The organism is Aquabacterium sp., from assembly GCF_016195855.1.
In the GTDB taxonomy this organism is placed as follows: domain Bacteria; phylum Pseudomonadota; class Gammaproteobacteria; order Burkholderiales; family Burkholderiaceae_C; genus Aquabacterium.
The window spans coordinates 90,736-102,588 of record NZ_JACPYU010000003.1; the positions used below are offsets into that span (position 1 = coordinate 90,736).

The following is an 11,853-nucleotide window of genomic DNA, read 5'->3' on the forward strand; positions in this document are numbered from 1 at the left end:
CACACAGTCGATCAGGTCCCGCAGGCTGCTCGCACCACACGGCCGCGTTGTCTGACAAGACAGGACCGAGGCAATCTAGCACCGTGCTTGACCTGTTGCCAATGCAGACAAGCCGCATCAACAGATGCGCCACACCACTTCGTCACAAACAGGCCTGCATGCCCCTGGTGAATCCCTGCTGCCAGATCGGGCATTTTCTGAGTTTTCAACAATTACTGAAAATTCAAAACACAATTGATGCAACTCAAAAATGCACCCCCGAAGGTCAAGATGAACACGATGAGCCCGCTGGTTCGCAGCTTTGTGGCCCACTTTGGCGAGATGGGCAGCCGCTGGGGCATCAACCGCACGGTTGGCCAGATCTATGCCCTGATCTACATGTCCCCTCGCCCTTTGAACGCGGACGACATCGCCGAGGCGCTGGAGTTCAGCCGATCCAATGTGAGCATGGGGCTCAAGGAGTTGCAGTCCTGGCGGCTGGTGCGCCTCAAGCACCTGCCCGGTGACCGCCGCGAGTATTTCGAGGCCCCCAGCGACGCCTGGGAAATCTTCCGCACCCTGGCCGAGGAGCGCCGCCGTCGCGAGATCGAGCCCACGTTGACCATGTTGCGCAACGCCTTGCTGGAAGCCCCCAGTACACCGGACGACGTCATCGCCCAGGAGCGCATGCAGGGCATGCACGACCTGATCGAGCTGATGATGACCTGGTTCGACGACGTGCAGCGCATGGACGCCAAGACCTTGTCGCAGCTGATGAAGCTGGGCTCCAAGGTGGGCAAGCTGCTGGAGTTCACCGGCCAGCTCAAGGTGGCTGGGCAACGTGACAAGGCGTGATGGACCATGGAACACCTCGACACCCTGATGCTGTCGCGCATGCAGTTCGCGGCCAACATCACCTTCCACATCCTGTTTCCCACCATCAGCATTGCGATGGGCTGGGTCTTGCTCTTCATGCGCTGGCGCTGGCTGCGCACCGGCGACACCGCCTGGCTGGGCGCGTGGCGCATGTGGACCAAGGTCTTTGCGCTGAGCTTCGCGCTGGGCGTGGTCAGCGGCGTGACCATGAGCTTCCAGTTCGGCACCAACTGGCCCGGCTTCATGGAAAAGGCTGGCAACATCGCCGGCCCTTTGCTGGGCTACGAGGTGCTGACCGCCTTCTTCCTGGAGGCCACCTTCCTGGGCGTGATGCTGTTCGGGCATGGCCGCGTCAGCGAGCGTGCACACCTGATCGCCAACTTCCTGGTGGCCTTCGGCACCACGATGAGCGCCTTCTGGATCCTGAGCCTGAACTCGTGGATGCAGACGCCGCAAGGCTTCACGGTGGTCAACGGTGAGTTGCAGGCCACCGACTGGTGGGCCATCGTCTTCAACCCCAGCTTCCCGTATCGCCTCACACACATGCTGCTGGCCTCCGGCCTGACCGTGGCCTTCATCCTGGCCGGCCTCAGCGCCTGGCAGGTGTTGCGCGGCCACGCCCATGCCGGCACGCCGCGGGTGCTGCGCCTGGGCGTGACGCTGGCCGCCGTGCTGATCCCGCTGCAGATCCTGGCGGGCGACGCGCACGGGCTCAATACCCTTGCGCACCAGCCGGCCAAGATCGCCGCCATGGAAGGCGTGTGGCACACCGAACAAGGCGCCCCGCTGCTGCTCGCGGCCTGGCCCGATGAAGCCACCCAGCGCAACACCTGGGCCATCGGCATCCCCAAACTGGCCAGCCTGATCCTCACCCACCATCCCGATGGCGAGATCAAGGGCCTGTCCGCGTTCCAAGGGGTACACCCGCCAGTCAAGCCTTTGTTCTTCGGCTTTCGCGTGATGGTGGGCATGGGCGTGCTGATGCTGCTGGTGAGCTGGGCGGCCTGGTGGCAACTGCGCCGGGTCAAGTGGCAAGTGAACACGCGCACACCAGGCTGGGTCTGGCACAGCCTGCGCACCATGACCTTCTCTGGCTGGGTGGCCACGGTGGCCGGCTGGTATGTCACCGAAATCGGCCGGCAACCCTACATCGTCAGCGGCGTGATCAAGACGGCTGACGTGGTGACCCACACGCCAGCCAGCACGGTGGGCTGGAGCCTGGCCGGCTACCTGCTGCTCTACATCACCTTGCTGCTTGCCTACATCAGCGTGTTGCGCTACCTCGCCAGCAAGCCGCTGGACACGGGGCCCGCACCAGCGCACCCTGCCCGCCCGGGCACAGGCGCAGAGACAAGCTCCGCCCCATCCACCTCTGCGGCCGGCGCCGCGTCGGGAGCCTGACATGGACCTCGCCACCTTCTTGCCCATCCTGTTCTGGCTGCTCATGGGCGTGGCCATGCTGGCCTACGTCGCGCTGGATGGTTATGACCTCGGCGTGGGCATGCTGCTGCCACTGGCCCGCCGCGATGAAGACCGCGACAACATGGTCGCCTCCATCGGCCCCTTCTGGGACGCCAACGAAACCTGGCTTGTCTTGGGCGTGGGGCTGTTGCTCATTGCCTTTCCCAAGGCCCATGGCGTGATCCTGGGTGCGCTGTATGTGCCCGTGGCCCTGATGCTGCTGGGCCTGATCCTGCGCGGTGTGGCATTTGACTTCCGCGTGAAGGCACAGGCACAACACAAGCCCCTGTGGAACAGGGTGTTCTTTGCAGGCTCCTTGCTGGCCGCCTTGTCGCAAGGCTGGATGCTGGGCCGCTATGTAACCGGCCTGCACGACTCACCCCTGGCCACGGGCTTCGCGGCCCTGGTGGCCTTGGCCCTGCCCGCCACCTACGTGCTGCTGGGGGCCTGTTGGCTGATCCTCAAAACCGAAGGCGCCCTGCAGCAACGGGCCGTGGCCTGGGCCAAGCTGGCATGGCCGGGCATGGTGATCGGCATGGTGCTGGTATCGGTGGTCACGCCCATGGTCAGCGACACGGTACGCGAACGCTGGTTCAGCATGCCCAATCTGCTGGCCTTGTTGCCTGTGCCCTTGATGACCGGCATGGCGCTCGCCGCGCTGCGTGGCCTGCTCAACTCGCACCGCATCGTGGGTGCCGCTGGCAAGCTGTGCTGGGTGCCGCTGGTGCTCGCCTTGAGCGTGCTGGTGCTGGGCGCCTTCGGCATGGCCTACAGCCTCTACCCCTATGTGCTGCTGGACCGTTTCACCGTGTGGCAGGTGGCCAGCGCAACCTCCTCGCTGGAGCTGATCCTGGCCGGCACGGCCATCAGCCTGCCGGCCATCATCGGCTACACGGTCTTTGTGTACCGCGTGTTTGGCGGCAAGACCACGGCCTTGAGCTACGGCTGATTGCCGCCCTCAACCGCTGTTGCGCAAGCCCTGAGCCAGCCCGTTGATGGTGAGGTGGATGCCGCGCTGGATGCGCTCGTCCACCTCTTCCTGGCGGCGCTGGCGCTCGCGAAAGCTCGCCAGCAACGTGACCTGCAGGTGGTTGAGCGGGTCCAGATACGGGTGGCGATCGGCGATGTGGCGTTGCAGCTCGGGGTTGCGCTCCAGCAAGGCCTGCTGGCCCGCCACCATCAGCAAGTGGCGCAGTGTGAGTTCATGCTCGGTGCGGATGCGGCCAAAGATGGCCGCGCTCAGCGCCTTGTCGCTGACCAGGCCCGCATAACGCGAGGCAATGGCCATGTCGGACTTGGCCAGCACCATGTCCATATTGGACAGCAGGCTGGACAGGTACGGCCAGTTGGCATGCATGGCCTGCAGGCGCCGCGCGCCGGCCTCGCCGTGCTTTTGCACATAGGCCTCGACGGCACTGCCAAAGCCATACCAGCCCGGCAGCATGATGCGACATTGCGCCCAGCTGAACACCCAGGGGATGGCGCGCAGGTCATCGATCGAGGTGGACTTCTTGCGCGAGGCCGGGCGGCTGCCGATGTTCAGGTGGGCGATCTCGGCAATCACCGTGGATTCCCAGAAGAACTGCTCGAAGCCCTCGGTTTCGTAGACCAGATGCCGGTAGGCCGCGAACGCCGTGGCCGACAGCTCCTCCATCACATCCAGGAACTCGGTGGGCACACCCCGGTTCGGGGGCAACAGGCTGGCTGTCAGCGTGGCGGCCACCAGCACCTCCAGGTTGCGGCGGCCGGTTTCAGGCTGACCATACTTGGCGGCAATCACCTCGCCCTGCTCGGTCAGGCGCACCTGGCCTTGCACCGCGCCAGGGGGTTGCGCCAGGATGGCCTGGTAGCTGGGGCCACCGCCGCGGCCTACCGAGCCGCCGCGGCCATGGAAGAGGCGCAGGCGCACGCCATGGCGGGCAAACACATCGACCAGGCCGATCTCGGCCTTGTACAACTCCCAGCCCGAGGTCAGGAAGCCACCATCCTTGTTGGAGTCGGAATAGCCGAGCATGACCTCCTGCACATCCCCCAGGCTCTTGAGCAGCTCGCGGTACAGGGGCAAGGACAAGAGCGCGTCCATGATGCCGGGGGCGGCGCGCAGGTCCCCGATGGTCTCGAACAAAGGCACCACATTGAGCGCCAGGCGTGCAGGCTGATCGCCACGCGCGGGCTGCAGCAGGCCGGCCTCCTTGAGCAGCACCGCCACCTCCAGCATGTCGGACACGCTGGCCGCCTTGCTGATGATGCACTGGGCCACGGACTGGCGGCCATAACGTTCATGGGCCAGCCGGGCTTGCTGGAAGATGGCGATCTCGCCCTGGCTCAGTTCGCTGTAGGCGATGTGGGGCGAATACAGCGGGCGGGCCGTCTGCAACTCGGCCAGCAGGCGGGCCACGCGCTGCGCTTCATCAAGCGACAGGTAGGCCGCCCCCGGCTCGGCGGCTTCCAGCAAGTCGTCAATGACCTGCTCATGCACATCCGAGTTCTGGCGCAGGTCCAGCGGTGCCAGGCTGAAGCCAAAGACCTGCACGGCGCGGCGCAGCTGGCGCAGACGCCCGCGTGTCAATGAAGCCGAGCCATTGGCCTTGAGCGAGCGGTGGATGATGTCGAGGTCGGCCAGCAGGTCGTCGGCTGTTTCATAAGCCGGGGCCTCACCCAGCGCAGGGCGGGCGGGCTTGCGACCGATCAGGTTCTGGTAAGTGGCGGCCAGGCGTGCGTACAGCCCGCTGATGGCGCGGCGGTAAGGCTCGTCCATGCGGTGCTGGGACTGATCGGGCGAACGCTCGGCCAGGGCCAGCAGCGCTTCAGACGGGGTCGCCAGCAAGGCCGAAATCGACAGCTCCAACCCAAGCTCATTGAGCTCGGCCAGATGGTGGCGCAACACGCACTCGGCTTGCATGCGCAAGGCGGCGTCCAGCACCTGCGCGGTCACGAAGGGGTTGCCATCGCGGTCGCCGCCGATCCAGCTCGCAACGTGCAGGAAGTTGGGCAAGGCCAGTTCATCGGCCTGGGGCGCGCGGGCCTGCTTGAGGTCCGCGTGCAGGCGGTCTTCAAGCTGGCCATACAAGCGGGGCACTTCACTGAGGAAGGTGCGTTCGTGCGTTTCCAGGCTGTTGGCCACCTCGTCCAGCACCGACAGCTTGGTGGGCCGCAGCAACCGGGTCTGCCACAAGGTCAGCACGATGCGGCGCAGCTCTTCGGCGGACTCGGCTTGCTCCTGCGGCGTCTGCGGGCTCAGGTCACGCTCGCGCAGCAGGCGGGCCAGTTGCATCTGCTCGTGCAGGATGCTGTGGCGGCGCACTTCGGTGGGGTGGGCGGTGAGCACGGGCGCGATCTGCGCATGCCCGATCAGGTCCAGCACCTGCTGGGGGCTCAGGCCTTCGGCGGCAAAGCGGTCCAGCGCGTGTTGGAGCGTGCCCTCGCTCGCGGCCTCGCCACTGAGGGCGGCCTGGCGTTGCAGCCGGATCTGGTGCTGGTCTTCGGCGATGTTGGCCAGCAGCGAGAAGTAGCTGAAGGAGCGGATCACCTGCAGCATCTGCTCGCGCGACAGGCTGTCGAGCGTGCTCTCCAGCGCTTGCCGGGCGGCCTGATCGTGTTCACGCCGAAAACGCACCGAATGGCGGCGGATCTGGTCCACCAGCTCATACGTGGCCTCGCCGTGCTGCTCGCGCACGGTGTCGCCGAGCACGCGGCCCAGCAGTCGGATGTCGTCCCTCAGCAGGTGGTGAGGGTCAGGGGCGGACGGGTGGTCCTGGTCAGAAGCGTTCATGTGCCGTGTCTCTTGTGAAGGCGGGGCCACACAAATAGTACAAGAAGGCGCCACGCATTCGACCCCGGTGCTGATATCTTTCCATGCAGAGACCTGACACCCAACGTGCAGACAGGCTTGCCCTAGACTGTCCCTTGATGTCCCAACGGATGGGAACCTGAACATGAGCACCGCCACACCCACGCCGATCCACCCTGTCATCGCCGACGTCACCGAGCGCATCCGCCAGCGCAGTGCGCACAGCCGAGCGGAGTACCTCGCCATGGTCGATCAGGCCGGCCAGATCGGCCCCCAGCGCAAAGGCATGGGCTGCGCCAACCTGGCCCACACCTTTGCCGCCTCGCCCGCCAACGACAAGCTGGCCATCCGCGAATCCAGGCGCACCAACATCGGCATCGTCACGGCCTACAACGACATGCTGTCGGCCCACCAGCCCTACGCCACCTACCCCGAGTTCATCAAGCAGGTGGCGCGCGAGGCGGGCGGCGTGGCCCAGGTGGCAGGCGGCGTGCCCGCCATGTGCGACGGCATCACGCAGGGCGCCGAAGGCATGGAGCTGTCGCTGTTCTCGCGCGATGTGATCGCGTTGGCCACCGCCGTGGCCTTGTCGCACAAGGTGTTTGACGCAGCCCTGTACCTGGGCATCTGCGACAAGATCGTGCCCGGCCTGCTGATCGGTGCGCTGCGCTTTGGCCACCTGGCCAGCGTGTTCGTGCCCGCCGGCCCCATGACATCGGGCCTGCCCAATGACCAGAAGGGCAAGGTGCGCCAGCAATACGCACAAGGCCTGGTGAGCCGCGATGCCTTGCTGGAAGCCGAGGCCCAGTCGTATCACAGCGCCGGCACCTGCACTTTCTACGGCACGGCCAACTCCAACCAGATGCTGATGGAGATCATGGGCCTGCAACTGCCGGGCTCGTCTTTCGTCAACCCGGGCACGCCCATGCGCGAAGCCCTCACCGCCCATGCCGTGCGCTGCGCCCTGGCCTTGAGCCGGGATGGCGCGCAGCCCACACCGCTGGCCCACATCGTCGATGAAAAGGCCGTGGTCAACGGCATCATCGGTTTGCTGGCCACCGGGGGCTCCACCAACCACACCATCCACCTGGTGGCCATGGCCCGCGCAGCCGGCGTGCTGATCGACTGGGACGACTTCTCGGACCTTTCTGCCGTGGTGCCCCTGCTGGCGCGCATCTACCCCAATGGTTCGGCTGACGTGAACCACTTCCACGCAGCGGGCGGCATGGGCTTCCTCATCCGCGAACTGCTGGATGCAGGCTTGTTGCATGGCGATGTGAACACCGTGACCGGCACTGGCCTGCAGCACTACACGCAGGAGCCCAGCCTGGAAAGCGGCACCCTGACCTGGCGCGATGCGCCCGCGCAAAGCGGTGACCTGTCCGTGCTGCGTCCCGTGGCCGAGCCCTTCAGCGCCGATGGTGGCCTCAAGCTCATGCGTGGCAACCTGGGGCGCTCGGTCATCAAGGTCTCGGCTGTCAAGCCCGAGCACCGTGTGGTGCGGGCACCCGCCATCGTCTTCCATGACCAGCAGGAGGTACTGGACGCCTTCCAGGCCGGCCAGCTGGAGCGCGATTTCGTGGCCGTACTCACTTACCAGGGCCCACGCGCCAACGGCATGCCCGAGTTGCACAAGCTCACACCCGCGCTGAGCGTGCTGCAGGACAAGGGCTTCAAGGTGGCGCTGGTCACCGATGGCCGCATGTCTGGCGCGTCGGGCAAGGTGCCTGCGGCCATCCACGTGAGCCCGGAAGCCCTGGACAACGGCCCCATCGCCCGCGTGCAGACGGGTGACATGATCATGCTCGATGGCCAGACCGGCGAGCTGCGCGTAGAGGTGGACGACGCCACCCTGGCCGCCCGCGACATGGACGCCCCCGACCTGCGCCACAACCAGTTGGGCACAGGCCGCGAACTGTTCGGCCTGTTCCGCCACAACGCAGGCAATGCCGAGGCAGGCGGCAGCCCCTTGTTTGGCGCCGCCCTGCACCGTTGATGCCCACTCAAGCAGCGATCACCATGACCACACCCGCTCCCCTGCCCTCGTTCAAATCCCGCGTGGTGCCCGTCATCGCGCTCAGCGACGCCAATCAGGCCGTGCCCCTGGCCCGTGCCCTGCTGGCCGGTGGCATCGACGTCATCGAGATCACGCTGCGCCACCCTTGCGCACTGGATGCGATCAAGGCCGTGGCCACCGAAGTGCCCGAGATGACCCTTGGGGCAGGCACCTTGCTGCAAGCGGCCGATGTCGACAAGGTGATGCGTGCGGGCGCCCGCTTCGGGTTGTCGCCGGGCCACACGCCCGCCCTGCTGGACGCCGTGCTGCAAGCCGACCTGCCCTTCGTGCCGGGCGTGATGACCCCCAGCGAAGTGATGGCAGCCCGCGACCGCGGCTTCAAGCTGCTCAAGCTCTTTCCTGCGGCGCAAGCGGGTGGCCAGAAGATGCTGCAAGCCCTGGCCTCACCGTTCAGCGACGTGCGCTTTTGCCCCACAGGGGGTGTCAGCGAAGACAACTTCAACGCGCTGCTGGCCGAGCGCAATGTGGCCCTGGTGGGCGGCTCCTGGCTGGCCCCCTTGGCCGACATCGAGGCAGGCCGTTGGGGCCTCATCACCAGCCTGGCGCAAAGGGCCACGGACAAACTGGCCGCTGCGTCGACAAGGGTTTGAGCCTGGGCTCTGGCTAGACCATGCCACCCGGCTTCAAGCGGCCTCCGCCATTGGCGCCGCGTTGATCCGCTCCACTCTGGCGGGCACGTACTTGTGCCAAGGGGTGCCTGCCAGAAAGTCTCGCTGCGAGCAATCGGTCAACTCATTGGGTGCCACGCCCTTGCGCACCACCTGGCCATCCCGCTGGCGATAGTCCAGCCCCAGCCCATTGGGCAAAGAGACATTGCCGGGCTGCATCATGTCTGTCACTTCGACCGGTACCTCCACGGTCGCGCGGCGGGTGCTAAGGCGCACCATGTCGCCGTCTGCGCAACCCAGTGCCTGTGCATCCTGCGGGTTGATGCGCAAGGTGCCATACGTCCCCCGCTTGTGCCAGGCCGCGTCACGCACCGCCGTGTTGCTCGTCTCGGCACGGCGCTCGCCCGCGGCCAGGATGAAGGGAAACTCAGGGTCACGCGCAGGCATCTGCGTTGCCAGCTTGCTCAACTCGGGCAACAACTCCGGAATGTGCAGGTTGATGCGGTGCCCCGGATGCCCCACGGCCAGCCAGCTGTCGGCATGCTCGGCCTGGGCGTAGACGACACCAGATCGGCCATGGAGCAAGGCCTGGAACAGGCGCTCTGCCGCCAGGATAGAGAAGCCAGCAAAGCCCGCATTGGCGGCCACCTTGCGGTTGCCCTGGATGTACAACTGCGCCACACCCCACAAGGCCGCAGCGGACGCCATGCCCTTGGGCAAATGCAAGCCCAGTGTGCGGTACAAGATCACCGCCGCGTACTTCATCACCTTGGGCTTGCGCAGGCTTTGCGCCATGAAGGTCAAGGCAAAGGCCATGCGCCCGAAGCGCGAGGCGCGGCGCAGCGGCGCATAGTCCTTGTCGCTCAACTCGCCCATGGCCTCGACCAGGCGCGCGTAGATTTCCGCTTCGGGCAAGGTCCCTGGTAAAGGCTCAAACAAGGGCTGGCGCAAATGGAACACATTGCGCGGGAACTCCAGATTGAAGAAGGTCGCCTCGGCCTTCTCGAACTGGCTGCAGGCGGGCAACACATAGTCAGCTTGGCATGCCGTCTCGGTCATGGCCACATCCACCACCACAGACAGCTCCAGCGCCCGCATGGCCTGCCGCATGCGTTGGCTGTCCGCCAGCGAGTGCACGGGGTTGCCGCTCTGGATCAACATGGCGCGGTAGCGCTTGGGGTGATCGGTGAGGATCTCCTCAGGAATCACGTTGCAGGGAATCAGGCCAATGATGATCTTGGCCTTGGCCACGGGGCTGCGGCGCTCCACGCGTTTGGCCGAGTTCGCCCCCACGGATGACTCGCCCTTGCTGGCCTTGGACAAGGACAGGAGCGGCACGGGCGCATTGCTGGTGCCCTCGCGGCCATAGTGCCCCGTGAGCACCCAGATCAGGCGCTGCAAATAGCTGCCCAGCGTCGAGTGCACGTTCATCTGCAGGCCCAGGTCCTCCAGCACCGACACGCTCTTTGCCTTGGCGATGCAGCGCGCCACATCGCGCAACAAGGCCTCGTCCACACCGCAGACTTGCGCATGCCGCGTCACATCAATGGCTTGCAGGCTGGGCAACACAGCCTCCAGGCCCGCCGTGTGCTGCCCCACCCAAGCCTTGGCCCACAACCCTTCCTGCACGATGATGCCCAGAAGCGCCGCCAGGCACCAGGCATCCGTGCCAGGCTTGATGGCCACGTGGTAATCGGCCATGGCCGCGGTCTCGCTGCGGCGAGGGTCAATGACGATCAGCTTGCGATTCGGGTCCTTCTGGATCTCCTTGAGCACCACGCGGGCCCGCGCAAAGCCGTGTGAATGCCAGGGGTTCTTGCCAATGAACACGGCCACCTCGCAGTGCTCGAAATCCCCGTGCACGCCGGTGCCCAGCATCTTGCCCTGCACCCAGAACTCGCCCGTCTTTTCCTGCGCCAGCGCGTTGGATCGGTACTGGTTGCCCACGGCTTTCAGAAAGCTGTCGGCATAAGCGCCGCCCAGGTGGTTGCCCTGGCCGCCACCGCCGTAATACAAGATGCTCTCGCCGCCATGCCGCGCTTTGATGTCCTTGAACTTGCTGGCGATCTCGCTGATGGCCGTGTCCCAGTCGATGGCTTCGTAGCTGCCATCGGGCTTGCGCCGCATGGGCGAGCTCAAGCGGTCTGCACCGTTCTGGTAGTAGTCCATGCGCTGCGATTTCTCGCAGATATAACCGCGCGACGCGGGGTGATCGTCGTCACCCCGGATCTTGATGATGTGCCGCCCACCCTCGCCGCCGGTCTGCACCTCCAGGCCGCAGTTGATGCTGCACAGGATGCAAGCGGTCTTCTTCCACTCGGTGTTTGTGTCTGTCATGGCGCACCTTCCAAAGCGGGTCAACGATGTTGAGGCGGATTATAGGTTCCAAAAAGGAACTAACAATACCCGAGACCAGATCAAGAACCCATCTGGTGGAGTCAGGCCGCGCGAGCGCGCTGGCGAGGTTTGGCCGCAGTGCCTGCCTTGCCGGGTTTTTTGCGAGAACCCAAGGCGCCCTCACGCGGTACAACACCCGCTTTGCTTGCAGCCAGGGCCAAGTCCTCTTGGGCCGCCATCAAGCCCGGGCCAGGCAAGGGGGTCACCTGCGTGGCACTCAAGGGCTCGTGGCACGCCGAGCACACCATCACCGGGCGCATGACATGGCCACACGTGCGGTGTTGGTACAGCAGGGGCGGCCCCATGCCCTTGTCCATCCAGTCATCCCCCCAGACGGCGAGCGCCATCAAGACGGGGTGCAGCGCCCGGCCTTTGTCCGTCAACACGTACTCATAACGCGCGGGGGACTGCTGGTAAGGCACGCGCTCCAGGATGCCCTCTTCCACCAGGCGCTTGAGCCGGCTGGCCAGCAGGTGCCGCGTCAAGCCCAGGCTGGACTGGAAATCGTCAAAACGCCGCATGCGCATGAAAGCATTGCGCAAGATCAGGAGCGTCCAGCGGTCACCAATGACGGACAGGCTGCGCGCCACCGAACAGGGCATGTCGCTGACGTCGTTCCATTTCATGATGCGTGATGACTGCGAAGAGGGTATGCGTTCAATAGA

At 65.4% G+C, this 11,853-nt stretch carries 7 protein-coding genes and 1 pseudogene; 5 read left to right on the forward strand and 3 right to left on the reverse strand.

What is annotated here, in order from left to right; genetic code table 11:
- The first annotated feature begins 270 nt into the window (after positions 1–270).
- Genes HY019_RS02040 through HY019_RS02050 form a run of 3 tightly spaced genes read left to right on the forward strand, consistent with a single transcriptional unit; the run spans position 271 to position 3,265 of the window.
- Positions 271–834, forward strand: coding sequence for a GbsR/MarR family transcriptional regulator (locus HY019_RS02040; protein ID WP_290687979.1), 564 nt, complete (start codon positions 271–273; stop codon positions 832–834).
- A 6-nt stretch (positions 835–840) separates the two neighbouring features.
- Positions 841–2,256, forward strand: a complete 1,416-nt coding sequence (locus HY019_RS02045) for a cytochrome ubiquinol oxidase subunit I (RefSeq protein WP_290687981.1) — start codon at positions 841–843, stop codon at positions 2,254–2,256.
- A 1-nt stretch (position 2,257) separates the two neighbouring features.
- Positions 2,258–3,265, forward strand: a complete 1,008-nt coding sequence (locus tag HY019_RS02050; protein WP_290687982.1) for a cytochrome d ubiquinol oxidase subunit II — start codon at positions 2,258–2,260, stop codon at positions 3,263–3,265.
- Positions 3,266–3,274: 9 nt separating this feature from the next.
- On the opposite strand, the gene ppc is transcribed toward HY019_RS02050, so the two are convergent.
- The gene (gene ppc / locus HY019_RS02055; RefSeq protein WP_290687984.1) at positions 3,275–6,088 is read right to left on the reverse strand and encodes a phosphoenolpyruvate carboxylase; all 2,814 of its coding nucleotides are present in this window, start codon (positions 6,086–6,088) and stop codon (positions 3,275–3,277) included.
- 163 nt (positions 6,089–6,251) lie between these two features.
- Here ppc and edd point away from each other — a divergent pair, with 163 nt between their 5' ends.
- Both edd and eda read left to right on the forward strand, forming a co-directional pair.
- Positions 6,252–8,102: a phosphogluconate dehydratase gene (gene edd, locus HY019_RS02060; RefSeq protein ID WP_290687986.1), complete on the forward strand. Its 1,851-nt coding sequence runs from the start codon at positions 6,252–6,254 to the stop codon at positions 8,100–8,102.
- Between the two features lie 23 nt (positions 8,103–8,125).
- A complete protein-coding gene (gene eda / locus HY019_RS02065; protein WP_290687988.1) occupies positions 8,126–8,773 on the forward strand; it encodes a bifunctional 4-hydroxy-2-oxoglutarate aldolase/2-dehydro-3-deoxy-phosphogluconate aldolase in 648 nt (215 codons plus the stop codon).
- Between the two features lie 33 nt (positions 8,774–8,806).
- On the opposite strand, the gene HY019_RS02070 is transcribed toward eda, so the two are convergent.
- Both HY019_RS02070 and HY019_RS02075 read right to left on the reverse strand, forming a co-directional pair.
- Positions 8,807–11,128, reverse strand: coding sequence for a molybdopterin oxidoreductase family protein (locus tag HY019_RS02070; RefSeq protein WP_290687990.1), 2,322 nt, complete (start codon positions 11,126–11,128; stop codon positions 8,807–8,809).
- 242 nt (positions 11,129–11,370) lie between these two features.
- Positions 11,371–11,814: pseudogene (locus HY019_RS02075) on the reverse strand (helix-turn-helix domain-containing protein); the annotation flags it as partial.
- Between the last annotated feature and the right edge of the window lie 39 nt (positions 11,815–11,853).